Here is a 26990-nt window from a genome sequence, read left to right on the forward strand (position 1 = left end):
CCGACCGGCGTGCGCGCCATCAAGAAGCTCGGCGGGCCGGATCTGGCGGCGCAGCTCTTCGACGTGATCGAGAGCAAGGTCGCGACGCGCGGCTGAGCGGCCGCCGCGCCACGAACGGACGCGCTATCCGGCCGTCGTGCCATTGAGCGCGTTCGTCTCGTCCCAGCCATAGCGCATCGTCTCGAAGCGCATCGTCAGCGCATCGACCAGCAGGAGCTTGCCGACCAGCGGCTCGCCGAAGCCGGTGACGGCGCGGATGACCTCCAGCGCCATCAGCGAGCCCATCACGCCGGGCAGCGCGCCGAGAATGCCGGCCTCGGCGCAGGTTGGAACCGAGCCCGGCGGCGGCACGTCCGGGAAGAGGCAGCGCCAGGTCGGGTTCGGGCGGCCATCGGGACCGGTCTCATGCGCCCGGATCGTCGTCAGCGAGCCGTCGAAGCGGCCGAGCGCGGCCATGACGACCGGCTTGCGCTCGTGGAAGCAGGCGTCCGAGACCGCATAGCGCGTTGCGAAATTGTCCGAGCCCTCGGCAACGACGTCGTAGAAGGCGATCAAGGCACGAGCGTTGTGCGGGTCGATGCGGGTGACATGCTCCTCGACCACGACATGGGGGTTGAGCCGCTTGACGAAGGCCGCGGCCGCGACCGCCTTGTGGGCGCCGATATCGTCCGTGCCGTAGATCGTCTGGCGCTGCAGATTCGAGAGCGAGACGGTGTCGTCGTCGACGATGCCGATATGGCCGACGCCGGCTGCGGCGAGATACTGGATCAGCGGTGCGCCGAGACCGCCGGCGCCGACGACCAGAACCCGCGCGCGCTTGAGCTTCTGCTGGCCGGGGCCACCGATCTCCGGCAGCACCAGATGGCGCGCATAGCGCTCGACCTCGTCCTCGTTCAGGCTCATGGGCGGAAGCGTTAGGCCGATCCCGCGCCCGGGGCAATCGCACCCGCCGCACTGACGACCCTTTGAAGACGCAGGCCCGGAATCGAAGCCCGACACCCGCTTGGCCGCGCCCGAAAGCCATGCCATCGTGACCGCCAGACGGGGCGGGCAACGCCCCCGGACATCGACAGGGGAATCCGCATGCAGCTCAAATCGCTCGCGCTGGCGCTCGCCGGCGTCGCCGTCTCGGCCGTCGTCGCAATGGCGCAGACCGCCGTGAAGCCGGCCATCGTCTACGACAAGGGCGGAAAATTCGACAAATCCTTCAACGAGGGCGTCTTCGCGGGAGCGGAGAAGTTCAAGGCCGAGACGGGCGTCGAGTTCCGCGATTTCGAGCCGACCAACGACGCACAGATCGAGCAGGCGCTGCGCCGCTTCGCCCGTGACGGGCATTCGCCGATCATCGCGGTCGGCTTTTCGCAGGCGACCGCGCTGCAGAAGGTCGCGGCCGAGTTCCCGGCGCTGAAATTCACCATCATCGACATGGTCGTCGACCTGCCGAACGTGCAGTCGGTCGTCTTCAAGGAGCATGAGGGCTCCTATCTGGTCGGGTTGCTCGCCGGCATGGCGTCCAAGACCGGCAAGGTCGGCTTCGTCGGCGGCATGGACATCCCGCTGATCCGGAAATTCGCCTGCGGCTACGTCCAGGGCGTCAAGGCGGCCAAGAAGGACGCCGAGATATTCCAGAACATGACCGGCTCGACCCCGGCGGCCTGGAACGACCCGGTCAAGGGCGGCGAGCTCGCCAAGTCGCAGATCGACCGCGGCGCCGATGTGATCTACCACGCCGCCGGCGGCACCGGCATCGGCGTGCTGCGCGCCGCCGCCGACGCCGGCAAGCTCGGCATCGGCGTCGATTCCAACCAGAACGGCCTGCAGCCGGGCAAGGTGCTGACCTCGATGCTCAAGCGCGTCGACGTCGCCGCCTATTCCTCGTTCAAGGCGGCCCGCGACGGCGACTGGAAGCCCGGCATCTCGGTGCTGGGCCTGAAGGAGGACGGCGTCGGCTGGGCGCTGGACGACGCCAACAAGGCGCTGATCACGCCGGAGATGAAGGCCGCCGCCGACAAGGCCCGCGCCGACATCATCAGCGGCGCCGTGAAGGTCCACGACTACATGTCGGACTCGAAGTGCGCGGCGTGAACAGGCTCGGCCTGTCCCCCTCCCCCTCGTGGGGTGGGGCCAGGGGTGGGGGGCGGAAAGGCGAGCTCGCCCTGATTTGGTTTGGCTTGGCCGGCGTAACCGTGGGTGCTGGTCAGTCTTACGCTTCGCCTCTGCCCCTCGCCCCCCACCCCTACCCCTCCCCACAAGGGGGAGGGGTTTGCGTCGCGCCGACCGCACCATGACGCCCCCCGCCATCGCGCTCACCGGCATCTCGAAGCGATTCGGGCCGGTGCAGGCCAATCGCGACGTGTCCTTGTCGGTCGCGGCCGGCTCGATCCACGGCATCGTCGGCGAGAACGGCGCCGGCAAGTCGACGCTGATGTCGATCCTCTACGGCTTCTACGAGGCCGATGCGGGCGAGATCGCTGTGGCTGGCCGGCCCTGTGTCATTCGCACCCCGGCGGACGCGATCGCGCTCGGCATCGGCATGGTCCACCAGCACTTCATGCTGGTGGAGACGCTCAGCGTCGTCGAGAACGTCGTGCTCGGCGCCGAGGGCGGCGCCTGGCTCAGCGGCGGCGTGAAGCGGGCACGGGCGGAGCTTTCTCGGCTCTCCGAGGCCTACGGGCTCGCGATCGACCCCGATGCCATCGTCGGCGACCTCTCGGTCGGGCTGCAGCAGCGCGTCGAGATCCTCAAGGCGCTCTACCGCGGCGCGCAGATCCTGATCCTCGACGAGCCCACCGCGGTGCTGACACCGCCGGAGGCCGACCAGCTCTTCGCCCTGCTGCGGGCGCTGCGGGAGCAGGGCAAGACCGTCATCCTGATCACCCACAAGCTGCGCGAGATCATGGCGGTGACGGACCGCGTCTCGGTGATGCGGCGCGGCGAGATGGTCGCGCATCTTGCAACAGCCGAGACCTCCCCGCCGGAGATCGCCGAGGCGATGGTCGGCCGGCGCGTGCTGCTGCGCGTCGAGACGGAGGCGCGGCCGCGCGGGGCGAAGGTGCTCGAGGCGGTCGGGCTCGACATGGTCGATGCACGCGGCGTCGCGCTGCTCTCGGGCATCGACCTAACGCTGCATGAAGGCGAGATCGTCGGCATTGCGGGCGTCGCCGGCAACGGCCAGAGCGAATTGCTCGAGGTGCTGGCCGGGCTGGCACAGCCCTCACGCGGCGTCGTCCGGCTGAACGGGCAGGTGCTGACCTCGGCCGACCGGAACCCGGCGCGCCTGCGCAAGCTCGGCCTGATGCATGTGCCCGAAGACCGGCTGCGGACCGGGCTCGTCACCGCCTTCCCAGCCGCCGAAAACGCCATCCTCGGCTATCAGGATGATGCGGAGCTCGGGCCCGGACCCTTCCTGTCGCCGTCGACGATCAGCGCGCGGGCGCGGGAGACCTTCGCGGCCTATGACGTGCGCCCCCCCGATCCGGCGCTGAAGACGGCGAAGTTCTCCGGCGGCAACCAGCAGAAGATCGTGCTCGCCCGCGAGATCGAGCGGGCGCCGAAGGTGCTGCTCGTCGGCCAGCCGACGCGCGGGGTCGATATCGGCGCGATCGAAGCCATTCATCGCCGGCTGATCGCCCTGCGCGATTCAGGCGTCGCGATCCTGCTCGTCTCGGTCGAACTCGAGGAGGTGATGGCGCTGTCGGACCGGATTCTCGCCATGTCCGGCGGGCGCATCACCGGCGAACGGATGGCCGGCGATGCCGACGAGCGCGATCTTGGGCTGTTGATGGCGGGCGTGACGGGGGAAGCGGCGTGATGGCAGGCACAAGCCTTCGCGAGACGGGCTCTTCCCTTCCCCCTTGTGGGGAAGGGAGAGGGATGGGGGTCGTCCCGCATGGTGAGCGCGCGCCCAGCGGAACCACGCCCACCCCTCCCCACAAGGGGGAGGGGCTCCCGCGCTTAGGCGTCGAAGCGGCGAGCCGCCCATGAGCGCCGCCCCCGTCGACCTGCCGCGCTGGGCGGATACGGCGCTGGTGCCGCTGGTTTCGGTCGCGGCGGCGCTCGCGGTGTCCGGGCTCGTCGTGCTCGGGATCGGCGAGAGCCCGCTAGAGGCGACCGCGCTTCTGCTGCGCGGCGCGCTGGGCTCGGCCGAGGGCATCGGCTTCACGCTCTACTACACGACGAACTTCATCTTTACGGGGCTGGCCGTCGCGGTCGCCTTCCATGCCGGGCTGTTCAACATCGGCGGCGAGGGCCAAGCGACGATCGCCGGCATCTTCGCCGCGCTGGCCTGCCTCTGGCTGGCGCCCCTGCCCGGCCTGCTCTTGGTGCCGCTCGCGATTCTGGCGGCGGCGGCGGGTGGCGCGCTCTACGGCTTCATTCCCGGCTGGCTCCAGGCGACGCGCGGCAGCCATGTCGTCATCACCACGATCATGTTCAATTTCCTGGCGGCGACGCTGACCGTCTATCTGCTCGTCGAGGTGATCGGCAAACCCGGCTCGATGCAGCCGGAGACGCCGGAATTCGCCGCCCATGCGGTGCTGACGCCGATGCACAGGCTCTTGGCGCCGCTGGGCATCACCCTGCCCGCGACGCCGCTGAACAGCGCCTTCCTGCTGGCGCTGGCGGCGCTCGTCGCCGTCTGGGCGCTGATCTTCCGCTCGCGGCTGGGCTATGCGATCCGCACCGTCGGCGCCAATCCGAGGGCCGCGGCCTATGCCGGCATCTCGCCCGCGCGCATCACCATGGTCGCCATGGCGATCTCGGGCGCGCTCGCCGGCGGGTTGGCGGTCAACGAGGTGATGGGCGTGCAGCACCGGCTGCTGCTCGATTTCACCGCCGGCTACGGCTTTGTGGGCATCGCGGTAGCGCTGATGGGGCGCGGTCACCCGGTCGGCGTGGCGCTGGCGGCGCTGCTCTTCGGCGTGCTCTATCAGGGCGGGGCCGAACTCTCCTTCGACAAGCCCTCCATCACCCGCGACATGGTGGTGGTGATCGGCGGCGTCATCATCCTCTTCGCCGGCGCGCTCGACGGGCTGTTCCGGCGGGCGGTGGCGGCGCTGCTGCTGATGCGGGGTCGCTGATGGCTGGACCCGGACCCACCGCGTCATTCCGGGGCTTCGCACAGCGAAGAGCCCGGAACCCATATCCGCCGAGGCAGCCCAGACGAAGCACCGGCCGGTCCGCGACGGCTGGACCTCTCCGATCTGTGTTCATGGGTTCCGGGCTCAGGCCTGCGGCCTGCCCCGGAAAGACGGCGGAGTGCCCTCGCTCGCTGGCGGATCGATTGTGATGGAGTGGATCGCCACCCTCGCCGTCATCCTCGACTCCGCGATCCGACTTTCGGTGCCGCTGCTCTGCGCCGCCATGGCGGGGTTGTGGTCGGAGCGGGCCGGCGTCGTCGATATCGGGCTCGAGGGCAAGATGCTGATCGCCGCCTTCGCCTCGGCCGTCATCGCCGCACAGAGCGGCTCGGCCTGGGCAGGGCTCGGCGCCGGCATCCTCGCCTCGGTGATTTTGTCGCTGGTCCATGGCTTCGCCGCGATCACCTGGCGCGGCAACCAGATCGTCTCCGGCGTCGCCATCAACATGCTGGCCGCGGGGCTAACCGTGATCCTCGGCAATGCCTGGTTCGGCCAGGGCGGTCGCACGCCCACGCTGGAGGGCGCCGCGCGCTTCGGCGAGATCACTCTGCCGTTCGCGCAGACGTTGCGCGAGCATGTGCCGGGCTTTGGCCTGATCTATGACGAGGTGATCTCGGGCCAGTCCGCGCCGGCCTATCTGGCCCTGCTCGCCGTGGTGCTGACCGCCCTGGTGCTGAAGCGCACCCGCTTCGGCCTGCGGCTGCGCGCCGTCGGCGAGAACCCGGCGGCGGTCGATACCGCCGGCATCTCGGTGGCCGGGCTGCGCTACGGCGCAGTGATCATCTGCGGCGTGCTGTGTGGGCTGGGCGGTACCTATCTCGCCGTTTCGCAATCGGCCGGCTTCCTGCCGCATATAACCGCCGGCAAGGGCTTCATCGCGCTCGCCGCCGTGATCTTCGCGAATTGGCGGCCGTGGCCTGCGCTCTGGGCCTGCCTGCTCTTCGGCGGGCTCGACGCGGTCGCGATCCGTTTGCAGGGTGTGGCGCTGCCCGGCATCGGGCAGGTACCGGTGCAGGCGATCCAGGCCCTGCCCTATCTGATGACGGTGATCCTGCTCGCCGGCTTCATCGGCAGGTCGACGCCGCCGAAAGCCGCCGGCCTGCCCTATGTGAAGGAGCGCTGAGCCATGGCGACAAGCCCGAAGGCGATCGATTTCGAGGCGCTGTTTGCCGCCGCCGCGCGGGTGCAGACCTTCGCCTATGCCCCCTATTCGCGCTTTCGCGTCGGTGCCGCGATCCTCGGCGAGGACGGCGTGGTCTATCCCGGCTGCAATGTCGAGAACGCCGCCTATCCTTCGGGAAGCTGCGCCGAGCAGGGCGCGATTTCGGCGATGATCGCCGGCGGCGGTCGACGCATTCGCGCGATCCTCGTCATCGGAGACGGCGACGAGCTGGTGACGCCCTGCGGCGCCTGCCGCCAGCGCATCCGCGAATTCGCCGCGCCGGAGACGCCGGTCGCGATCGCGGGGCCCGGCGGCGTCCGGCAGATGTTCTCGCTGGCGGAGCTGTTGCCCGCCTCCTTCGGACCGGACAATCTGCGCCGGTGACGCTGTTCTTTGTCGTGTGGCCGACCGCCATTGTCTTTAACCGGCGTGCTTCTGCAGCCCTCATCCTGAGGAGCGGACGACAGTCCGCGTCTCGAAGGATGCTCCAGAGGGCACTGGACCATCCTTCGAGACGCCGCTACGCGGCTCCTCAGGATGAGGGCTGAACGGGATTGTAACGGAATGAGCACCGACACCGCCTTCACCGAAGCTGCCCAAGCCGTCCGCGCCCATGGCGCGACGGGTCCGATCGACTGCGCCATCGTGCTCGGCACCGGGCTCGGCGGGCTCGCGGACGAGCTCGAGGATGCGATCCGCATTCCCTATGCCGCCATCCCCGGCTTTCCGGCGGGCGGCGTCTCCGGCCATGCACGGCAGCTCTGCATCGGCCGGCTCGAAGGCAAGACGGTGCTGATCTATCAGGGCCGGGCGCATTACTACGAGGGCGGCGACCCGGCGGTGATGCGGGTGCCGCTCGGCATGCTCGGCGCACTCGGAGCGCCGCCGTTGATCCTGACCAATGCCGCCGGCTCGCTGAAGCCCCAGATGCCGCCGGGCAGCCTCGCGCTCATCACCGACCACATCAATCTGAACGGGCCGAACCCGCTCGTCGGCGACACCGGCGACGGGCGCTTCGTACCGATGGTCGACGCCTATGACCCGGCGCTTCAGGCGGGGCTGGCGCGCGCCGCGACGGCCGAGGGGCTGTCGCTGGGCGAGGGCGTCTATATGTGGTTCTCAGGCCCGAGCTTCGAGACGCCGGCCGAGATCCGGATGGCACAGGTGATGGGCGCCGATCTGGTCGGCATGTCGACCGTGCCCGAGGTGATCCTGGCGCGGCGGCAGGGCTTGCGCGTCGCGGGGCTGTCGATCGTCACCAATATGGGCGCGGGCCTGCATGGCGGGGCGCCGCATCACGACGAAACCAAGGACGTGGCCGGCCGGGCTGCCGCCGACCTCGCCCGCCTGCTGCGCGCCTTCCTGAGGAGCCAGTGATGACGTCCTCCACCCTCGCGACCGCGCGGCGGGCTTTGTCCTTGCTCGACCTCACCGATCTCTCCGACAATGCCGACGAGGCGGGGCTGACGGCGCTCTGCGCGCGCGCCGTCGGGGCGCCGGGCCCGGTTGCGGCGATCTGCATCTGGCCGCGTTTCGTGGCGCAGGCGCGCACGATGCTGGGGAGAGCCCCTGTCAAAATCGCGACGGTCGTGAATTTCCCGCAAGGGGAAGCGACGGGTGCGGAGGTGCTGGCGGAGACACAGGGCGCGGTCGCGGCAGGAGCCAACGAAATCGACCTCGTCCTGCCCTGGCGCGCCTTCCTGACTGGGGACGCGGCGGCGGCCGAGGCCATGGTCCGTGCCGTGAGGGATGCCTGCGGCGGCCAGACGTTGAAGGTCATTCTCGAAACCGGGGAGTATCCCGATCTCCAGCGGGTCCGCGCAGCCTCTGAACTCGCCATCGCGGCCGGGGCCGATTTCATCAAGACATCGACCGGCAAGACCGCGCATTCGGCCAGCCTGCCGGCGGCACGGACGATGCTGGAGGTGATCGCGGCGAGCGACCGGTCGGTTGGCTTGAAGCCTTCGGGCGGCATCCGCACGCTGGCGGATGCCGCAGGCTATCTGGACTTGGCCGACGCGATCATGGGGGCGCACTGGGCGACGCCCGAAACCTTCCGCTTCGGCGCGAGCGGGCTGCATCAGGTGCTCGTCGACGCGATCGCGGGCGAGGCGTCGGGCGAGGCGAGCGGGTCCTATTGAAATGAAGCTGACGCAGGAAATCATCGCCGCCAAGCGCGACGGCGCGGAACTGCCCGAGGCCGATATCCGCCAGATCATCGCCGGCATCAGCGACGGCGGCGTCAGCGAGGGCCAGGCCGCCGCCTTCGCCATGGCGGTGTTCTTCCGCGACATGAGCGCGAGCGAACGCGTCGCGCTGACGCTCGCCATGCGCGATTCCGGCACGGTGCTGAACTGGGACGACCTGCCGGGCCCCGCGCTCGACAAGCACTCGACCGGCGGCGTCGGCGATACAGTGAGCCTGCCGCTGGCGGCGGCGGTCGCGGCCTGCGGCGGCTATGTGCCGATGATCTCGGGCCGCGGCCTCGGCCATACCGGCGGCACGCTCGACAAGCTCGACGCGGTGCCCGGCTATGTCACGCAGCCGGACAACGACCTCTTCCGCAAGGTGGTGCGAAGCGAAGGCTGCGCCATCATTGGCCAGACGGCCGATCTCGCCCCGGCCGACAAGCGGCTCTATGCCATCCGCGACGTGACGGCCACGGTCGAGGCGATCCCACTCATCACGGCCTCGATCCTGTCGAAGAAGCTCGCCGCCGGGCTGCACGGGCTGGCGATGGACGTGAAGTTCGGCTCCGGCGCCTTCCTGCCCGATCCTGTGAAGGCGCGCGCGCTCGCCGATGCGCTGGTCGGCGTCGCCAACGGAGCCGGCCTGCCGACGACGGCGCTGCTGACCGACATGGACGCGCCGCTGGCGAGCGCGGCCGGCAATGCGCTCGAAGTCGCTTACGCACTCAACCATCTGACGGGAAAGCGGCGCGAACCACGCTTCCACGCCGTCACGGTCGCGCTCGGTGCCGAGATGCTGCTGCTCGGGCAGCTCGCCGCCGATATCGACGATGCGAAAGCGAAGATCGAGGCGGCTTTCGCCAGCGGTGCGGCGGCGGAGCGCTTCGCCCGCATGGTCGCGTCGCTGGGCGGGCCGGCCGACCTGCTGGAGAAGCCGGAGCGCCATCTTGCCCGGGCGCCGATCGCGCGGCCCGTCTTCCCGGCGGCTCCCGGCCTCGTCCAGGCGATCGACACGCGCGGCGTCGGGCTGGCGGTAGTGGCGCTGGGCGGCGGGCGGACGCGGCCGCAGGACGCGATCGACCATGCCGTCGGCCTCGTCGATCTGGCAGGCCTCGGCGAGGCGGTCGGCCCCGACAGGCCGCTCGGCATCGTCCATGCACGCGACGAGGCCGGCCATGCCATGGCCGAGAGGCGCTTGCGCGAGGCCTATCGCCTGGGAGAGGGTGCGCCACGACACGGCGCGCTGATCGCCGAGCGGATCACGGAGAGTACGAACGCATGAGCCTGCTGCTGGCGATGACGGGATGGCATGTCGAGGATTGGCGGGCGCGCTTCGCGGCGCTGCTGCCGGACATGCCCGTGGTGATCCTGGGCGAGCCCTTCGACCGGCGCTCGGTGCATTACGTCGCGAGTTGGAAACATCCCGAGGGCAGCCTGTCGGGCCTGCCGAACCTCGCAGCGGTATTCTCGCTCGGCGCCGGCGTCGACCATCTCTTCGCCGATACGCGTCTGCCGGAGGTGCCGATCTCACGCGTCGTCGATCCCGACCTGACGACGCGGATGAGCGAATATGTCGTGCTGCACTGCCTGCGCTATCTGCGCCAGCAGCCGCGCTACGACCGCCAGCAGCGCGAGACGATCTGGGACGACGACCGCAACCAGCCCGCCGCGCGCTCGGTGCGCGTCGGCATCATGGGGCTGGGCGAACTCGGACAGGACGCGGCCCGCAAGCTCCAGGTGATGGGCTTCGACGTCGCCGGCTGGAGCCGCTCGCCCAAGACGGTCGAGGGCCTGACCACCTTCGCCGGCAGCGACGGCATGGTGGATTTCCTGGCCCGCACCGACATCCTCGTCAGCCTGCTGCCGCTGACGCCGGACACGCGCGGGCTGATCGACGCCAAGCTGCTCGCCGGGCTGGCCCAAAGCGGACGCCTCGGCGGGCCGTTCCTGATCAATGCCGGCCGCGGCGGGCTGCAGGTCGAGGCGGACATTCTGGCGGCGCTGGAGGCCGGCACGCTGAAGGGCGCCACCCTCGACGTGTTCGAGACCGAGCCGCTGCCGACGGAGTCGCCGCTCTGGACGCATCCGGCCGTCACCGTGACGCCGCACAATGCGGCGATGTCGGAGCCGGAGGCCGTGGCGACGCTCATCGCCGCGCAGATCCGCCGGCTCGAGGCCGGCGAGCCGCTGGAGCATGTCGTCGATCCGGCGCGGGGCTACTGAGCCACTGGGCTGCTGAGTTCCCGCGAAACAACGCCCTCATCCCAGGCCCGCCCCGGGATCCATCGGAGCAGCGCTGCTTCGCAGCTTGTCCGGGATGACGCCGTCCTGAAATGAAACCGCCTACTTCTCGCGCGACAGAAAGGCCTTGAACGCCTCGGCATAATTGGGGTGCCAGCGCGACAGCGGCGGGCGGTTGTCGATGATATCGCCCATCGCCCAGGCCATGCGCTTCTCGTCGAGGTCGCGCGGTGTCTCGTTGTCCGGGCAGAGGATGTAGAAGTCGCCCTCCTCCAGCCGCTCGAGCATGAAGGCGACCGTCTGGTCGGGCGTCCAGGCCCCCGCTGGCTGGTCGAGCCGGCCCTTCGCCGTCAGTCGCGTGAAGACGAAGCCGGGGATCAGGAGATGGGCGCTGATCCGGCAGCCGGCGCGTCCGCGCAGATCATGCTGAAGCGCCTCGGTGAAGGCCTTCACGGCCGCCTTGGAGACATTGTAGGCGGGGTCTCCCGGCGGGGTGGTGATGCCCTGTTTCGAGCCGGTGTTGACGACGATGCCGGGCTGGCCGCCCTCCAGCATGGCCGGCACGAAGACCTGGGTGCCGTGAATGATGCCCCAGAGATTGACCGAGAGGATGCGCTGCCAGTCCTCGACGGGCGAGAACAGGGCGCTGCCGGGCTGGATGCCGGCATTGTTCATCAGCACATGCACAGCACCGAAACGCCCCATCACCTCGTCGCGCAGCGTCTCCAGCGCCGCCCGGTCGGCGACGTCGAGCGGCCGGGCGAGCACGGAGGCCTCGGCCGCCGCGAACTCCGCCATCGCCAGAGCCAGCGTGGCCTCGTCTCGATCGGCCAGGACGACGGTCATGCCGCGGCGGACGAAGGCGCGCGCCGCCGCAAGGCCGATGCCGGAGGCGGCGCCCGTGACGACCGCCACATGGCCGGGGCCGAGAATGTCCATCGCTGTCGTCGTCATGTCGAACCTTTCGGGGTGAGCGCGCGGCCGAGCCGCCGTCCTGTCTGCGGGCGTCCTGTCATCCGATGCGGGCGCGATGATGGCGCGGGATCGGATCGCAGCGCCGGCCAGGAAGGATTGAGACTGTCGGCCGCCCCGAGGCTCCACGAGGCGATGATTGCAGATTTTGGACCTTGCCTGCCCCATGGCCAGCGCTAGACATTCTCGCAGACGCATCGCGAGACCTGCCCTGTGACCCGCTTCCCCAGCCTGCCCCGTCCCCGCCTGGCCGCCGCTCTCGCCCTGGCCGCCCTGCTCGGGGCCTGCCAGGCGACGCCGCAGCTGACGCTTGCCTCGTCACCCGCCTATTCGCCGGAATGGTGCACGGCCGCGAAGTCGCTGGCCCCCAACTCCGGCTCGAACCTGTTCGCCACCGGGCGCTGCCACGAACTCGGCATCGCCGGCTTCCCGAAGGACGAGAACCTCTATCTGTTCTACTACACGCAAGGCGCGCGCTGGGGCAGCCTGCAGGCCGCCGAGGCTCTGGCACGGCTGGGCCAGCCGGTCCCCGATGCCGATCTCCAGGGTGAGGCGCGCGACAGGGCCGACCAGCGCCGGGCCGATGCGGCGATGGCCGCCGCGATCCGCGGCAGCGTCAACCCACCCGGCCCGCCGCGCCCCTCGCCGCTGCCGATGACGCCGACGGTGCGGATCCCCAGCACGACCTTCCAGCCGACGCGCATCCAGCCGACGCCGATGCGACCGGCGCCGTCGCTGACGATCCCGACGCAGTCGACCCAGCCGCAGGGCCGGACCTCGAGCCAGTCGCGGCGCGAATGCGTCAACGGCGTCTGCAAGACGGTGACGACCACCTGCGTCAACGGCAGCTGCACCACGACCAGCCAGTGAGGCGGCGGCTCAGCCGATGCGCTTGTCGGCCGAGTCGCAGAGATCGAACTGGATGCAGCGCCCGCATTCGGGCCGCAGCGCCTTGCAGGTGTAGCGGCCGTGCAGGATCAGCCAGTGATGGGCGTGGCGGCCATAGGAGGCCGGCACCGCCTTCTCCAGCCCCATCTCGACCTGCAGCACATTCTTGCCCGGCGCGATCCGCAGCCGGTTGGCGACGCGGAAGACATGGGTGTCGACGGCGTGGGTGATCTGGCCGAAGGCGATATTGAGCACGACATTGGCCGTCTTGCGGCCGACGCCGGGCAGGCTTTCCAGCGCCTCGCGCGTCGTCGGCACCTGCCCGCCGAACTCCGCGATCAGCTTCTCGCAGAGCGCGATCACGTTCTTCGCCTTGGTGCGGAACAGGCCGATGGTGCGGACATGGTCGCGCACGGCGTCCTCGCCCAGCGCCAGCATCTTCTGCGGCGTGTCGGCGATCTCGAAGAGCTTGCGCGTCGCCTTGTTGACGCCGACATCGGTCGCCTGTGCCGAGAGCACGACCGCGACCAGCAGGGTGAAGGCGTTGACGTAGTCGAGCTCGCCCTTCGGCTCGGGATTGGCGGCCTCGAAGCGCGCGAAGATCTCGCGCACGCCAGCGGCGCTCCTGGCGCGCGGCTTCGTGATCCGCGCCGCGGCGGGGGCGCGGCGCTTGGCCCTGTTTTCTGGCGTCATGCGGGCGTTATAGTCGGGCCATGGACCTCGGCAAGCGCCATGCGACCGCAGCGGATGAGGACGCCTCGGCGCGGGCCGAGCGGCCGGTCTTCGACGCCACGATCACGCCGCACCGATCGCTCGACCGCAACGCCTTCCGCATCGTGATGACGCTGGTCTGCCTCGCCGCCATCGCCTCCTCGATCCCCTTTATGGTGCTCGGCGCCTGGCCGGTGGCGGGCTTCATGGGGCTGGACGTCGTCGCGCTCTTCATCGCCTTCCAAGCGAATTTTCGACACGCGCGCGCCTTCGAGCGCGTCGTCGTGACGCCGATCGAGGTGCGGCTGCGGAAGGTCTCGCATCAGGGGCGAGAGGCCGTCTGGCGCTCGAACCCGGCCTGGACCAAGCTGGAACGCCAGACCGACGAGGATTACGGCCTGCTCGGGCTCGACCTGGTGTCTCGGGGCCGTCGCGTCGCCGTGGCGGCCGCCTTGTCGCCGGGCGAACGCGAAGGCTTTGCCGATGCGCTCGGCCGGGCGCTGGCGACGGCACGGCGCGGGCCGGATTACGGCGCGTCCTGAGCCGCTTTGGCGAGCCAGATCGTATGCCCGCCGCAGTGCGGATCCTCGACGACATGGTCGATCACCGAGAATCCGTTCTCCGCCAGCAAGGTCCGGTATTCCCGGGCATCGAGGCTGCCATGATAGAGCGCCTCGCCCTCGAAACTGCCGATCGCCTCGCCATACGCCGGGCCGGTGGTGAAGAGCAGCGCGGCGGCCGGCGCGACATGGTTCGCGAAGACCTTGAACATGCCGCGCTGGTCGTCTGGGGTCAGGTGAAAGAAGGAATCCCAGGCAATCAGCCCGCCGAAGCGGCGGCCGAGCGCGAGTTTGCGCATGTCGGCAACCTCCCAGTCGCCTTCGGGAAAGCGCGCACGGCACAGCGCTATCATCGCCGGAGCAGAATCGATCCCGCTAATGGTATGGCCCTGCTCCATCAAATAGCGCGCAATCGGCTGGCCGGTGCCGCAGCCGATGTCGAGGATCGATGCGACTGGCCCGAGTTGGGCGCGGAAGCGCGCGAGCCACGTTCCTTCCATCAGCAGTTCGCCGCGCAGGCCGTCATAGGTCGCGGCATGGCGCTGGTAGAGATCGATGACGGCGTCAGCCGGGGAGATCATGGCCATCGTTAGAAACCTCCTTTGGCCTAAGGGCGCAACCCCGCTCTTTCCAGCTTTCGGGTGGAGGACGTCTCCGGACGCTCCTAGTGTTGCCACATGATCGACCATGCGAAGGTGACGGCGATGAACGCTCCCCTGCAGAAGCTCGGCGCGATGAAGCCGACCCGGTTTTCCGACGCGGTTCTGGCGCGCGCAGTCGAGGCGATGCCGGCGGCGGCCGAGTTCCCCTCGCTCGCGCCGGGGTCCGACTACGACACGGTGCGCCGTGTGCTGGCCTACATCACCGAAAACTGGCGCGCCCAGCCGTCGATCGAGGCGATCGCGGAAGCGGCGGGTGCGACGCCGACCGACGTGCATCACCTGTTCCGGCGCTGGTGCGGGCTGACGCCCAAGGCCTTCCTGCAGGCGATCACGCTCGACCATGCCAAGGGGCTGCTCGGTGCGTCGGCCAGCATCCTCGATACAGCGCTCGAGGTCGGGCTGTCGGGGCCTGGGCGGCTGCACGATCTCTTCGTGACGCATGAGGCGATGTCGCCGGGCGAATGGAAGGCGGGCGGCGGTGGATTGAGCCTGTCCTACGGCTTCCATCCGTCTCCCTTCGGCGAGGCGCTCATCGTGGCGACGCCGCGGGGGCTGGCCGGACTCGGCTGGGTCTCCGACGGGCTCGACGGCGGCAAGGTCGTCGGCGGGCGGGCGGAGGCGCTGGCCGACATGATGCGGCGCTGGCCGCATGCGCAGTATCGCTTCGACCCGCAGGCGACCGCGCCCTATGCCGCGCGCATCTTCGATCCGAAGGCCTGGTCCGCGGAGACGCCGCTGCGCGTCGTGCTGATCGGGACGGATTTCGAGGTCCGGGTCTGGCAGACGCTGCTGAAGATCCCGGTCGGCCGCGCCACGACCTATGGCGACGTCGCCTGCCATATCGGCAAGCCAAGCGCCTCGCGCGCCGTCGGGATGGCGGTGGGCAAGAACCCGATCTCCTTCGTCGTCCCCTGCCACCGCGTCATCGGGAAATCAGGGGCTCTGACCGGCTATCACTGGGGGCTGACGCGCAAACGCGCCATCCTCGGCTGGGAGGCCGGGCAGATCGCCACCGGATGAAGTGGCGGCGACGGCGGGGCCTACCCACCTCATACGCCGTCAGCGCGCGATCTCGGCGAAGCGCACCGGCAGCGCGAAGCCGTGACCCAGCGGGTCGTCGGCCTCGATGGCGAAGGTGCCTTCGCCGGCAAAGTGGCTGGTGCCGCCGACGGCAACGGTGACGGCACCGTCCGCGAAACCCGCGACAGGGCCAACCACGCGGCCGGTGAAGGTGCCGCCGGTGACGCTGCGGAAGCGGCGGGTCACGCCGGTCTCGACGAGGCCCTTGGCATGGTCGAGCGCCATGCGCGCCGTCACGCCCGAGCCGGTCGGAGAGCGATCGATCTGGCGCTCGGCAAAGATGCAGAGGTTGAAGCTCTCCTCGTCGGCTTGAGCCTCGTCGGTGATGATCGTGCCGTAGAGAAAGCCGAGATCGGGCTCGCTCGGGTGCGTGATCGGCAGGCTCGCGCGCAGATGCTCGGTCAGCGCAGCCGCCGCGTTGGTCAGGGCCGCGACAGGCGTCTCGAAGAGGTCGAGGCCGAAGCGAGAGGCCGGCAGGATGCAATAGAAGGCGCCGCCATAGGCGATGTCGGTGACGACCTCGCCATAGCCCGGCAGGTTCACGGCGAGATCGCGCATGAAAACGAAGGCCGGTACGCTCTCGAAGACGACGCTCTCCACCTTGCCGTCGCGCGCCGCGCATTCGAGCCGCAGCAGGCCGCAGGGCGCCTCGATACCGAAGCGAGTGACCGGCTCCACCGCGGGCACCAGCCCGTGCTCGATCGCATAGCGACCGAGCGCGATGGTCGCGTGGCCGCACATGGTCGAGTAACCCTCGTTATGGGTGAAGAGTACGCCGAAGGCGGCGTCGGGATGGGAGGAGGCGACGGGGATCACGCCATACATGCCGGCATGGCCACGCGGCTCGAGCATCATCGCCCGGCGCAGATGATCGTGGCTCTCGCGCGCGTCGCGGCGCTTCTCGAGGATCGTCGCGCCCTTCAGCACCGGGTAGCCGCCGGTCACGATCCGAACCGGCTCGCCGCAGGTGTGGTAATCGAGATAGGCGAGGTGCATCGGCGGCTCCGGTCAGGTCGCGAGGCGGCGCGGCGGGTCGCAGCCCTGGCGGGTGCAACTGTCGGCCGCCACGGCGCAGGCGAAATCGAGTGCCGCCTGAATGTCATCCGGCGAGGCCGCGTCCAAGCCCTGCCCCAACCGGCCGCGCGCCGCCAGCACGGCGAGGAAGCCGCCGATGAAGGTGTCGCCCGCCCCCACCGTGTCGACGATCTCGACCACTGGTGCGGCGGCCGTCAGCACCCTCGCACCGCGATGGCAGCTCGCTCCGTCGCCGCCCCGCGTCATCAACACGACATGCGCACCGAGGCCCTGCCAGCGCTCGACGACCGCCTCCGCCGGTTCGCCGGGATGCAGCCAGGCGAGATCATCCAGGCTCGCCTTGACGATGTCGGCCTGCGCGATGCGCGCCTCGATCAGGGCGCGGGCGCGATCCCGCCCGGGCAGGGCGGAGGCGCGGATGTTGATGTCGTAGCTGACAGTGGCGCCGGCGGCGCGGGCGCTCGCCGCCAGATCGCCGGTCGCGTCTCCGGAGGGACCGATCGTCGCGCCGAAGGAGGCTGCGTGCAGATGGATCGTGCCCTCCGACAGCGTTCGCGGCGTCCCCTGCGCTTCGTTGTGGGCCGTGCCGTCGAGATACAGCCCGAATTCGGGCACGCCGTCCGGCCCGAGCGGCGAGACGATGGCAACCGCGGTCGGGCGGGCGCTGTCCCGGATCAGGGCCGTGCCGATCCCCTCCGCCGCCAGGGCAGCGCGAAAACGCCGGCCGAGCGCATCGGTCGAGAGCGCGCCGGCATAGACGGGCCTCGCCCCGAAACGGGCGAGCGCCAGCGCCGCGTTGAAGCCCGAGCCGCCGAGCACGGCCTCGTAGCACAGCCCCTCGGCGTCGCGGGGAATGAAGTCGCCGATCGCCTCGCCGACGACGAGGATGTCGCCTGCGCTCACAGCAGCCCGCGCTTGGCCAGGCTTCGCATCAGATGCGAGGTGCCGAAGGTCCAGGGCTCGCAATGGTCGGTGCGCTTCATGCGGTTGACCAGCGCGCCGAGTTCCGGGGCGGCGATGGTGACGATGTCACCGTATTTGTGGGTGAAGCCGCCGCCCGGCGTATCGCGGTCCTTGATCGGCGCGAACATGGTGCCGAGATAAAGCGCCGCCCCGTCCGGGTACTGGTGATGCGGGCCGATCATCTGGGCAGCGAGGTCGGCCGGATCGCGGCTGATCTTTGCGATCGAGGAGGAACCCTCCAGCGTAAAGCCGTCCTCGCCCTCGACGGTGAGCGTGACCGTGGTGTTGCGGACATGGTCGAGCGTGAAGGCCGCGTCGAAGAGGCGGATGAACGGGCCGACCGCGGCAGCGGCGTTGTTGTCCTTCGCCTTGCCCAGCAGCAGCGCCGAGCGGCCCTCGACATCGCGCAGATTGACGTCGTTGCCCAGCGTGGCGCCGACGATGCGGCCATCGGAGGCGACGACGAGCACGATCTCGGGCTCGGGATTGTTCCAGGTCGAGGATGGGTGCAGCCCCGCGTCGAAGCCGGTCCCGACCGAGGACATCGGCGGCGCCTTGGTGAAGATCTCAGCGTCAGGGCCGATACCGACCTCGAGATACTGGCTCCAGGCGCCCTGCCTGATCAGCACGTCCTTGAGATGCATCGCCTCGGGCGAGCCGGGCTTCAGCTTCGAGAGATCGTCACCGATCAGCTTGCCGATCTCGCCGCGGATGGTGGCGGCGGCAGCGGGGTTGCCACGGGCCTTCTCCTCGATGACTCGCTCCAGCATCGAGACGGCGAAGGTGACGCCGGCAGCCTTCACCACCTGCAGGTCGAGCGGCGAGAGCAGCCAGGGCCGTCCGGGGTCGCGGCCGTCCACGGGCGTGTTCGCGAGGATGTCGGCGAGCGTCGCGACCGGCTCGCCCGCCGCGGCCCGCAGCGCTGCGGCGGGGTCGGGCGTCTCGCAGAGGTCGCGGCTGGTCGGAAAGGCCCGCGTGATGTCGACGACCATCCCGTCGCGCAGCGTGACGATCGCGGGGCCTGCGACATCGGGACGCCAGATGCGCCCGAGCAGGGCTGCGGCGGGCGCGTCCTCGGGCAGGGTCCGTTCGGGTGTCAGGGACAGGCGCGGCATGGCAATGATCCGTCTCAGGCTGGCAGGGGACGCGAGAACAGCGCCTTCCGGACGATTGTGCAAGGGCTTGCGCACAGATGCGGGCAACGCCGGCGGTTGCGTCCGTCATCATTTTGTCATTGAAACGTCGCCGGCCCTTCATGCTAGCTTGCGCACCAACAAGAACAGCCGCCCAAGCGAACCGAGGGCGGAAGGGAGAAAGAGATGACAGTGAAATCACGCATCCTGATGTCCGTCGCGGCTTTCGTGCTCGGCGGCGCCGCGCCTGCGCTGGCGCAGACCGAGATCCAGTGGTGGCATGCGCTCACCGGCGCGAACAACGACGTCGTCGTCCGGTTGTCCGAGGAGTTCAACGCCTCGCAGAAGGACTACAAGATCGTCCCGGCCTATAAGGGCTCCTATCCCGACACGCTGAACGCCGGCATCGCCGCCTTCCGCGCCGGCACCGCGCCGCACATCCTGCAGGTGTTCGAAGTCGGCACCGGCACGATGATGTCCGCCAAGGGCGCGATCAAGCCGGTCCATGAGTTGATGAAGGATGCCGGCGAAGCCTTCGACCCGAAGGCCTATCTGCCCGCCATCACCGGCTATTATTCGACGGCCAAGGGCGACATGCTCTCGATGCCGTTCAATTCGTCGTCGATGGTGATGTGGTACAACAAGGACGCCTTCAAGAAGGCTGGCCTGAACCCCGACGCCCCGCCCAAGACCTGGCCCGAAGTCTTCGAGGCCGCCAAGAAGCTGAAGGCTTCCGGCTTCGACAAATGCGGCTTCTCGAACGCCTGGGCGACCTGGGCGAACATCGAGCAGTTCGGCGCCTGGCACAACGTTTCGCTCTCGACCAAGGCCAATGGCCTCGACGGCTTCGACGCGGTGCTGAACTTCAACAGCCCGGTCTTCCTCAAGCACTGGACCAATCTGGCCGAACTGCAGAAGCAGGGCGTCTATGATTATTCCGGCCGCACGAACAACGGCGAAGGCCGCTTCACCTCGGGCGAATGCCCGATCTTCCTGACCTCGTCGGGCTTCTTCGGCAATGTCCGCGCGAACGCCAAGTTCGACTGGGGCAATGCGCCGATGCCGTATTATCCCGACGTCCAGGGCGCGCCGCAGAACTCGATCATCGGGGGCGCCTCGCTGTGGGTGATGGGCGGCAAGAAGGCCGAGGAATACAAGGGCGTGGCGAAGTTCTTCACCTTCCTGTCCAATGTCGATCGCCAGGTGAAGCTGCACACGGAGTCGGGCTATCTGCCGATCACCAAGGCGGCCTATGAGAAGGTCAAGGCCTCGGGCTTCTACAAGGACAAGCCCTTCCTCGAGACCCCGATCCTCTCGCTCACCAACAAGGAGCCGACCGAGAATTCGCGCGGCCTGCGCTTCGGCAGCCTGGTCCAGATTCGCGACATCTGGTCGGAAGAACTCGAAGGGGCGCTGAACGGCCAGAAGACGCCGAAGGCGGCGCTGGATGCGGCCGTGGAGCGCGGCAACCAGATGCTGCGCCAGTTCGAGCGCACCGCTTCGCGCTGATCGTTCTGGTGATACTCTCGCCGCCGTCCCGGGCGACCGGGGCGGCGGCGTCTTTCGGATGAGCCATGCAGAAGAACGCCTTCTTCAACGGATTGACGATCCCGCTGATGCTGCTGCTGCCGCAGCTGGCGATCACCGTCGTGTTCTTCTACTGGCCGGCGAGCCAGGCGGTGTGGCAGTCCTTCCTGCTCGAGGACGCCTTCGGCACCTCGACGGAATTCGTCTGGTTCGAGAACTACCAGCTGCTGTTCTCCGATCCGGGCTATCTCAAGGCCTTCATCAACACGCTGATCTTCTCCAGCTTCGTCTGCATGCTGTCGCTGTCGATCGCGCTGCTCTTCGCCGTGATGGCCGACCGGGCGATCCGCGGTGCCGAGATCTTCAAGACGCTGCTGATCTGGCCCTATGCGGTGGCGCCGGCCGTGGCGGGCGTGCTCTGGCTGTTCATGTTCGATCCCTCGCTGGGCATGCTGGCGAGGGGATTGTCGAGCATGGGCATCGCCTGGAACCCGCGCCTCAACGGCAATGACGCGATGCTGCTGGTGATCCTGGCCGCGACCTGGAAGCAGATAAGCTACAATTTCCTGTTCTTCCTCGCCGGCCTCCAGTCGATCCCCAAGAGCGTGATCGAGGCGGCAGTGATCGACGGCGCGCGGCCGATGCGGCGCTTCTGGACGATCGTCTTCCCGCTGCTGTCGCCGACGACCTTCTTCCTGCTCGTCGTCAACATCGTCTATGTCTTCTTCGACACCTTCGGCATCATCGACACGATCACCGGCGGCGGGCCCTCGGGCGCGACCGAGACCCTGGTCTACAAGGTGTTCTCCGACGGCAAGGGCGGCTCCAATCTCGGCGGCTCTGCGGCGCAGTCGGTCGTGCTGCTGGTCATGGTGATCGCGATGACGGCGGTGCAGTTCAAGTTCATCGAGCGCAGGGTCAGCTACTGATGGTCGAGGACCGCCGCCTGGGCGACCTGATCGCCTACATCATCCTGTCGATCGGCGTGCTGATCGTCGCCTTTCCGGTGTGGCTGACCTTCGTCGCATCGACCTGGGACGCGGCGACCATCATCAACGGCCAGTTGCCGCTCTATCCCGGCCCGAAGCTGTTCGAGAACTACTACCGCATCCTGTTCGTCGGCACCTCGGGCACGACGCGCGAGCCGGTGCTGGGCATGATGCTGAACTCCTTCGTCATGGCCATGGCGATCGCGATCGGGAAGATCTTCATCTCGGTTCTCTCCGCCTATGCGATCGTCTATTACCGCTTCCCCTTCCGGATGGCGGCGTTCTGGATCATCTTCGTCACGCTGATGCTCCCCGTGGAGGTGCGCATCTTCCCGACCTTCAAGGTCGTCTCCGACCTCAACATGCTGGACACCTATCAGGGTCTGGCGGTGCCGCTGATCGCCTCGGCGACCGGCACGCTGCTGTTCCGGCAGTTCTTCATGACGATCCCCGACGAACTGCTCGAGGCGTCGCGGATCGACGGGGCGGGGCCGTTCAAGTTCTTCAAGGACACGGTCGTGCCGCTCTCGATCACCACGATCGCGGCGCTGTTCGTGATCCAGTTCATCTACGGCTGGAACCAGTATCTCTGGCCGCTCCTGGTGACGACGAAGGACTCGATGCAGACCATCGTCATCGCCATCAAGAAGATGATCGTCACCTCCGACGCGCTCACCGAATGGCAGCTCGCCATGGCCACCGCCATGCTGGCCATGCTGCCGCCGGTGCTCGTCGTCGTCCTGATGCAGAGGCTCTTCGTGAAGGGCCTGGTCGAAACCGAGAAATAAGTCGCCGATGGCCCAGGTCACACTCACCAACGTCAAGAAGGTCTATGCCGGCGGCGTCGAAGCCGTAAAGGGCGTGTCCTTCGACATTCCCGATGGCGGCTTCTGCGTGCTCGTCGGCCCCTCCGGCTGCGGCAAGTCCACGCTGCTGCGCATGGTCGCCGGGCTGGAGACGATCTCCGCGGGCGAGGTCTCGATCGGGGAGCGCGTCGTCAACGAGATCGGCCCGGCCGACCGCGACATCGCGATGGTGTTCCAGAACTATGCGCTCTACCCGCATATGAGCGTCTACGACAACATGGCGTACGGCCTGCGCAACCGCGGCACGCCGAAGGACGAGATCGACCGGCGGGTCAAGGAAGCGGCGCGCATCCTCGCCATCGAGGGGCTGCTGGAGCGCCGGCCGAAGCAGCTCTCGGGCGGCCAGCGCCAGCGCGTCGCGATGGGCCGCGCGATCGTGCGCAAGCCGCAGGTCTTCCTGTTCGACGAGCCGCTCTCCAAACTCGACGCCAAGCTGCGCGTGCAGATGCGCGTCGAGATCAAGAAGCTGCAGCGCGCGCTCGGCGTCACCGCGATCTACGTCACGCATGACCAGGTCGAGGCGATGACGCTGTCCGACAAGCTGGTCGTGATGAATGGCGGCCAGGTCGAGCAGATCGGCCTGCCGGCCGACGTCTACAAGAAGCCGGCGAGCAAGTTCGTCGCGACCTTCATCGGCTCGCCGCCGATGAACATCCTGCCCGGCACGATCGACGGTCCCGGCATCGTGGCGCTGGGCGATGCGATCCTGGAGGCGCGCGACCTGCGCCAGGACCTGCCGGCCCAGACGGCGGTCGAGGTCGGCCTGCGGCCGGAGGATGTCGAGATCGCCTCGGAGGGCGAGGCGGGCTCCCTGCCCTTCGACGTCGAGTTCATCGAGGAACTGGGCGCCACCCAGCTCTTCCACGGCCAGCTCGCCGGCCTGCCCTTCGTGATGCAGGCAGCGACCGACGTCGTCGCGGCCCAGGCCGGCCGCATCTGGATCACGGTCGATCCCGACCGCGTCCATGTCTTCGACAGCATGACCGGCGTCCGGCTGGGGCGGGTTTGAACGTCGCCTTCGTTTGGCAAGACCACACCGTCATTCCGGACAAGCCGCGAAGCGGCGCTGATCCGGAATCCATCGGAGGGCGTCATGCTCTATGATGGATTCCGGGTCTCCGCTTCGCTGCGCCCGGAATGACGGCGCGTTTGAGTGAGAACGCCAGTCCTCAGCTCACCGGCGCGTATTTCACCGCACAGCCATAGGCCTTGGTGCTCGCTTCCGAGACCGGCTTGCCGGCCTTGAGCTCGGCCATGGCCTGACGGACATAGCTCTTCGCACCCTCGATGCTAGCCGCGCTGGCGGAAGGCTTGTCGTCGATCGCGCCCATATAGGCGAGCGTGCCCTTGGGATCGACGATGTACATATGCGGTGTCGTGGTCGCGCCATAGGCGCGTGCGACCTTGCTGTTGGGGTCGAGCAGGACGGCGGCCGGTGCGGCGTTGCGGCTCTTGGTCAGCTCGTTGGCCTTCGCGCCGTCGACATGGCCCTGCTCGCCGACCGGCGAGGAGATGACCGAGAGCCAGACGACACCCTCCTTCGCCATGTCCTTCTGCAGCGTCTGCATGGTGGCGCTGTTGTAGTGCTTCCGGACATAGGGGCAGTCATGGTTCGTCCATTCGAGGATCACCGTCTTGCCGGCGAACTCGGACAGCCTGCGGGTCTTGCCGTCGGAATCCACCGCCTCGAACGCGGGAGCCGGCGCGCCGATCTTGGCCGCGGACTGGGCCGAAGCGGGCGCCGCCGCGAGAGCGAACCCGGCGAGAGCGAGGCCGGCGATAAAGGTCTGGCGGGTCAGTTTAGCCTTCACGTCTGTCTCCTTTTGGTCTGCGTGGGATGAACGGCGTCAGCGGGTCGCGGTCCTGATCTCCTTGCCCGAGGCGCGTCGCGCGGCGGTCACGACCATGTCGGGCGTCAGGAGTTGCGGCAGGATCTCGGGCTGGGCGCCCTTGCTCCCCGGATAGAACAGATAGAGCGGCACGCCGGCGCGGCCCTGCTCGGCCAGCGCCATGGCGATCTGGCTGTTGCGGTTGGTCCAGTCAGCCTTGAGATAGGTGACCTTCAGCTCCGCGAAAGCGTCCTTGACCTCCTGCCGCGAGAGCGCGACGCGCTCATTGGCGAGGCAGGTGATGCACCAGGCCGCGGTGAAGTTGACGAAGACCGGCCGTCCTTCCGCCTGCAGTGCCGCGACGCGCTCGGGCGACCAGGCCTGGGCGTCGCCCGCGCGCGCCTGCGCCACCTCCGGCACGGCACTCTGGACCACGAACCAGCCGGCGCCGACGGCGACCAGAACCGCAGCCAGCGAGGAGGCAAGCCGGGCGCGGCCGCTGCCGCGCGTGACGCCCACGAGCCAGACGATGAAACCCGCCGCCAGCACGGCCACCAAGGCCGCCAGCACGCCGCCGGGACCCGCCTGCACCGAGGCGACCCAAATCAGCCAGATCGCGGTGGCGAACATCGGGAAGGCGAAGGCCTGCTTCAGGATCAGCATCCAGCGGCCGGGCTTCGGCAGCAGGCGCAGCAGGCCCGGCGCGAAGGACAGCGCCACGACCGGCAGAGCGAACCCGAGTGCCAGCGACAGGAAGACGGACAGCCCGAGCAGGGGAGGCTGCGTCACCGCATAGCCGATCGCCGCGCCCATGAAGGGCGCCGTGCAGGGCGTCGCGACCACCACCGCCAGCGCGCCGGTCATGAAGGCCCCGAGCCGCCCGCCCCGGCTGGCGAGCCCATGCCCGACGCCGGCCGCCGAGGTGCCGATCTCGAAGGCGCCGAGCAGGTTGAGGCCGATCAGCGTCATCACCACGGAAAGCGCGATCACCAGCGGCGGCGACTGCAGCTGGAAACCCCAGCCGACGCTGGTGCCGAACGCGCCGAGCGCGATGACCAGCGTCGCCAGCGCCATGAAGGTGACGAGCACGCCCGCCAGGAACAGCAGCCCCTGCTCGCGGACCTGCGAGCGGCTGGCCTGGGCGTGCTGGGCAAAGCCCAGCGCCTTGATGAAGAGCACGGGCAGCACGCAGGGCATGAGATTGAGGATCAGCCCGCCGGCGAAGGCGAAGAGCAGCGCGGCCCAGAGCGTGAGGTCGGCACCCTCGGCCGGCAGGGGAATGCTGACCGTAGCCGGCGCGGTCGCGGGGCCAGCCGCTGCCCCGACGAGAGCGGGCTCGACATCGGCTGCGACGCCGAGCGCCCGCGAAACTGCGCCTTCGCGATAGGTCAGGACGCCCGTGATCTCATCGCCCGTGATCTTGAAAGCAGTCGAGCGCGCGAGGCGCACCGTGGCCTCATCGCCGGCCCGGCGGATCTCCTGCGCGGCGGCATGGTCGATCAGCGTGTCCGAGAGCGGGAAGAACCGCAGCTCCGTCGCGCCCGCCGGCAGGCCGGGCAGCGTCAGGGCGAGGCCCTCGCCATCGCCGGCGAGACGACCGCGGAATCCGGCCGGGGCGGGAAGCTGCGCGCGGGCGGCCTCGATCCGGGACTGGGCCGCCTCGGCGACGACCGCGGCCGGCGCAACCGGCAGGTCGAGCGTCAGGGTGCCTTCTTCGGGAATGCAGATCTTCTCGCAGACGAGCCAGGTGGCGGCGGCCTGCAGCGTCAGGCGCTCGCCGATCTTCGCCTCGGTGGGGACGGTGATCTCCACGGGCAGCAGGACGGTGCCCTCGAAGCCGAAATTGACCAGCGGCTCGACGGGGATCGCCTTCGGCGCGGGCCACTGGATCTCGCCGGCGGTCGCGCCCTGAGACAGCGCCCAGGTGATGCGGGTCGGCTCACCGGAATCGCCGGGATTGGCCCAGTAGGTGTGCCAGCCGGGCGCGATCTTCTGGACGAGCGCGACCTGGAATCGTTCACCCGGCGCCACGGCCTCACGGCTGGACAGGAGCGTCGCCGTCACCCGCGGGCTCGTCACGGCGGACGATTCCGCCGCCTGCGCCAGGGCGGGCGCGAGCAGGGCCAGCGCGAGCACCGCCTTGAGCCAGAGCTGTCGGGTGAGTGGATAGGCCATGATCCGAGTCTTCATCCTCTCGACTGGCCGCGATCAGTGACGGATCGCGCTCTTCAATGCCAATGACAAGGCAGTGAGGGTGGCGGCCCGCCATTCAGGGCTATGGGTCGCCTGCGACAGTCTGCAAGCGACGGTGGCGCTATTGCGGCGTCAGCTGCAGCGGGCCCGATCCGCCAGCCGGCGCCTGTGCCGGCCTCGGCCGGGCCGGCCGCGGCGCGGCCTTGACCGGCTCGCTCGAAAGCCCGAGCCGCGCCCGGATCGATGCGGCGCGGGCTTCCGTCAGGCGTGCGCCGCAGAAGCCGAACTGGCCCTCGCGCAGGAAGGAGCGGCAGACCAGTTCGCGCTCCGCCGAAAAGCCGGCCTGCTCCCGGGTGATGGCGCGCTGCTCGACGGCATCGGCGCGGGCCGTCAGCGCCCGATAACCCTCCCGCACGGCACGTTCGGCGGTGCCGCGCGCGGCCTCGATCTCCTTGGCACGGGCGGGGAGCGTGCGCGCATCCGGCCCCCAGAGGCCGCGCGGATCGATGCGGCAGGCGGCCGCCTCCACCACACAAGGCTGGGGCGGTTCGACGACGAGAAGGGCACCGTCGAGGACATCGAATACGATCGGGCAGATCGGCGCCTCGAGCCGGTAGCGCGGCACGCCTGCCGGCCGGCCCAGCGATGTGACCGGAATCGGCGCGTCGCCGAAGGACACGGCACAGGGTTCGACCAGATTGCCCGACTGGAAGCCGTCGGCGGTCAGCTTCAGCCCAAAGCCGCCCGCAATTTTCTCGAAGACCGCCTCGCCGGCAGCGCCATTGTGCCTGAGCACCCGGCCGAGCACCGCCTCCTCGCCCGCGACCCTGATCGGGGGCATCGACGGCGGTC

Annotated in this window: 26 protein-coding genes; 16 read left to right on the top strand and 10 right to left on the bottom strand. The window is 69.0% G+C overall.

All coding sequences use genetic code 11. The features are described 5' to 3' along the window. Positions 1 to 123 precede the first annotated feature (123 nt). A complete protein-coding gene (locus Q8M82_RS21670) occupies positions 124 to 903 on the bottom strand; it encodes a HesA/MoeB/ThiF family protein (RefSeq protein ID WP_305693369.1) in 780 nt (259 codons plus the stop codon). Positions 904 to 1083: 180 nt separating this feature from the next. On the opposite strand from Q8M82_RS21670, the gene Q8M82_RS21675 reads away from it, so the two are divergent. From Q8M82_RS21675 to Q8M82_RS21715, 9 genes are all read left to right on the top strand, one after another. After that, positions 1084 to 2085 (top strand): BMP family lipoprotein, encoded by a 1002-nt coding sequence (locus tag Q8M82_RS21675; protein ID WP_305693370.1) that lies wholly within the window; start codon positions 1084 to 1086, stop codon positions 2083 to 2085. A gap of 199 nt (positions 2086 to 2284) precedes the next feature. Next, entirely contained in the window at positions 2285 to 3811 is a 1527-nt protein-coding gene (locus Q8M82_RS21680) for an ABC transporter ATP-binding protein (RefSeq protein ID WP_305693371.1), read from the top strand. Positions 3812 to 3980: 169 nt separating this feature from the next. Continuing rightward, complete coding sequence (locus tag Q8M82_RS21685; protein WP_305693372.1) at positions 3981 to 5078, top strand: ABC transporter permease; 1098 nt, start codon at positions 3981 to 3983, stop codon at positions 5076 to 5078. Between the two features lie 208 nt (positions 5079 to 5286). Further along, positions 5287 to 6261 carry an ABC transporter permease gene (locus Q8M82_RS21690; RefSeq protein WP_305693373.1) on the top strand — a complete coding sequence of 325 codons (975 nt, stop codon included), beginning with the start codon at positions 5287 to 5289 and terminating at the stop codon, positions 6259 to 6261. Positions 6262 to 6264: 3 nt separating this feature from the next. After that, positions 6265 to 6684: a cytidine deaminase gene (locus Q8M82_RS21695; protein ID WP_305693374.1), complete on the top strand. Its 420-nt coding sequence runs from the start codon at positions 6265 to 6267 to the stop codon at positions 6682 to 6684. A 180-nt stretch (positions 6685 to 6864) separates the two neighbouring features. Then, positions 6865 to 7677, top strand: coding sequence for a purine-nucleoside phosphorylase (locus Q8M82_RS21700; protein ID WP_305693375.1), 813 nt, complete (start codon positions 6865 to 6867; stop codon positions 7675 to 7677). Beyond that, a complete protein-coding gene (deoC, locus tag Q8M82_RS21705; RefSeq protein WP_371126436.1) occupies positions 7674 to 8441 on the top strand; it encodes a deoxyribose-phosphate aldolase in 768 nt (255 codons plus the stop codon). The genes Q8M82_RS21700 and deoC overlap by 4 nt, the downstream gene beginning before the upstream one ends. 1 nt (position 8442) lies before the next feature. Then, on the top strand, positions 8443 to 9771 hold the full coding sequence (deoA, locus tag Q8M82_RS21710) for a thymidine phosphorylase (RefSeq protein WP_305693377.1): 1329 nt from the start codon (positions 8443 to 8445) through the stop codon (positions 9769 to 9771). Then, positions 9768 to 10712 (top strand): 2-hydroxyacid dehydrogenase, encoded by a 945-nt coding sequence (locus Q8M82_RS21715; RefSeq protein WP_305693378.1) that lies wholly within the window; start codon positions 9768 to 9770, stop codon positions 10710 to 10712. Before deoA ends, Q8M82_RS21715 begins: the two co-directional genes overlap by 4 nt. Before the next feature lie 120 nt (positions 10713 to 10832). On the opposite strand, the gene Q8M82_RS21720 is transcribed toward Q8M82_RS21715, so the two are convergent. Then, positions 10833 to 11684, bottom strand: a complete 852-nt coding sequence (locus Q8M82_RS21720; RefSeq protein ID WP_305693379.1) for an SDR family NAD(P)-dependent oxidoreductase — start codon at positions 11682 to 11684, stop codon at positions 10833 to 10835. Between the two features lie 231 nt (positions 11685 to 11915). Here Q8M82_RS21720 and Q8M82_RS21725 point away from each other — a divergent pair, with 231 nt between their 5' ends. Further along, entirely contained in the window at positions 11916 to 12572 is a 657-nt protein-coding gene (locus Q8M82_RS21725; protein ID WP_305693380.1) for a hypothetical protein, read from the top strand. 9 nt (positions 12573 to 12581) lie between these two features. On the opposite strand, the gene nth is transcribed toward Q8M82_RS21725, so the two are convergent. After that, a complete protein-coding gene (nth, locus tag Q8M82_RS21730) occupies positions 12582 to 13283 on the bottom strand; it encodes an endonuclease III (RefSeq protein ID WP_305693381.1) in 702 nt (233 codons plus the stop codon). Positions 13284 to 13303: 20 nt separating this feature from the next. Between nth and Q8M82_RS21735 the strand changes: the two genes are divergently transcribed. Beyond that, complete coding sequence (locus Q8M82_RS21735; protein WP_305693382.1) at positions 13304 to 13843, top strand: DUF2244 domain-containing protein; 540 nt, start codon at positions 13304 to 13306, stop codon at positions 13841 to 13843. Here Q8M82_RS21735 and Q8M82_RS21740 read toward each other — a convergent pair. Continuing rightward, a complete protein-coding gene (locus tag Q8M82_RS21740; protein WP_371126437.1) occupies positions 13828 to 14550 on the bottom strand; it encodes a class I SAM-dependent DNA methyltransferase in 723 nt (240 codons plus the stop codon). The genes Q8M82_RS21735 and Q8M82_RS21740 overlap by 16 nt on opposite strands. Positions 14551 to 14646: 96 nt before the next feature. On the opposite strand from Q8M82_RS21740, the gene Q8M82_RS21745 reads away from it, so the two are divergent. Next, positions 14647 to 15543, top strand: coding sequence for a methylated-DNA--[protein]-cysteine S-methyltransferase (locus Q8M82_RS21745; RefSeq protein ID WP_305693393.1), 897 nt, complete (start codon positions 14647 to 14649; stop codon positions 15541 to 15543). Between the two features lie 39 nt (positions 15544 to 15582). Here the strand turns inward: Q8M82_RS21745 and Q8M82_RS21750 are convergent, their stop codons facing one another. The 3 genes from Q8M82_RS21750 to Q8M82_RS21760 are packed head-to-tail and all read right to left on the bottom strand — an operon-like array spanning position 15583 to position 18716. Continuing rightward, positions 15583 to 16599 carry a proline racemase family protein gene (locus tag Q8M82_RS21750; protein WP_305693383.1) on the bottom strand — a complete coding sequence of 339 codons (1017 nt, stop codon included), beginning with the start codon at positions 16597 to 16599 and terminating at the stop codon, positions 15583 to 15585. A gap of 12 nt (positions 16600 to 16611) precedes the next feature. Beyond that, positions 16612 to 17541: a carbohydrate kinase family protein gene (locus Q8M82_RS21755; RefSeq protein ID WP_305693384.1), complete on the bottom strand. Its 930-nt coding sequence runs from the start codon at positions 17539 to 17541 to the stop codon at positions 16612 to 16614. Continuing rightward, on the bottom strand, positions 17538 to 18716 hold the full coding sequence (locus Q8M82_RS21760) for a fumarylacetoacetate hydrolase family protein (RefSeq protein ID WP_305693385.1): 1179 nt from the start codon (positions 18714 to 18716) through the stop codon (positions 17538 to 17540). The genes Q8M82_RS21755 and Q8M82_RS21760 overlap by 4 nt, the downstream gene beginning before the upstream one ends. A 228-nt stretch (positions 18717 to 18944) precedes the next feature. On the opposite strand from Q8M82_RS21760, the gene ugpB reads away from it, so the two are divergent. The 4 genes from ugpB (at position 18945) to Q8M82_RS21780 (ending at position 23125) form a co-directional block, all read left to right on the top strand. Then, positions 18945 to 20243, top strand: coding sequence for a sn-glycerol-3-phosphate ABC transporter substrate-binding protein UgpB (gene ugpB / locus Q8M82_RS21765; protein ID WP_305693394.1), 1299 nt, complete (start codon positions 18945 to 18947; stop codon positions 20241 to 20243). Positions 20244 to 20308: 65 nt separating this feature from the next. Next, complete coding sequence (gene ugpA, locus Q8M82_RS21770) at positions 20309 to 21190, top strand: sn-glycerol-3-phosphate ABC transporter permease UgpA (protein ID WP_305693386.1); 882 nt, start codon at positions 20309 to 20311, stop codon at positions 21188 to 21190. Then, complete coding sequence (ugpE, locus tag Q8M82_RS21775) at positions 21190 to 22038, top strand: sn-glycerol-3-phosphate ABC transporter permease UgpE (protein WP_305693387.1); 849 nt, start codon at positions 21190 to 21192, stop codon at positions 22036 to 22038. The genes ugpA and ugpE overlap by 1 nt, the downstream gene beginning before the upstream one ends. A gap of 7 nt (positions 22039 to 22045) precedes the next feature. Further along, a complete protein-coding gene (locus Q8M82_RS21780; protein ID WP_305693388.1) occupies positions 22046 to 23125 on the top strand; it encodes a sn-glycerol-3-phosphate import ATP-binding protein UgpC in 1080 nt (359 codons plus the stop codon). Between the two features lie 160 nt (positions 23126 to 23285). Here the strand turns inward: Q8M82_RS21780 and Q8M82_RS21785 are convergent, their stop codons facing one another. The 3 genes from Q8M82_RS21785 to Q8M82_RS21795 all read right to left on the bottom strand — a co-directional run. Next, positions 23286 to 23927, bottom strand: a complete 642-nt coding sequence (locus Q8M82_RS21785; protein WP_305693389.1) for a thioredoxin family protein — start codon at positions 23925 to 23927, stop codon at positions 23286 to 23288. A gap of 36 nt (positions 23928 to 23963) precedes the next feature. Next, positions 23964 to 26120, bottom strand: coding sequence for a protein-disulfide reductase DsbD family protein (locus Q8M82_RS21790; protein WP_305693390.1), 2157 nt, complete (start codon positions 26118 to 26120; stop codon positions 23964 to 23966). 139 nt (positions 26121 to 26259) lie between these two features. Further along, on the bottom strand, positions 26260 to 26990 hold a 731-nt coding region (locus tag Q8M82_RS21795; RefSeq protein ID WP_305693391.1), incomplete at its 5' end, for a hypothetical protein.

The sequence above is a fragment of the Allobosea sp. genome, assembly GCF_030694325.1.
In the GTDB taxonomy this organism is placed as follows: domain Bacteria; phylum Pseudomonadota; class Alphaproteobacteria; order Rhizobiales; family Beijerinckiaceae; genus Allobosea.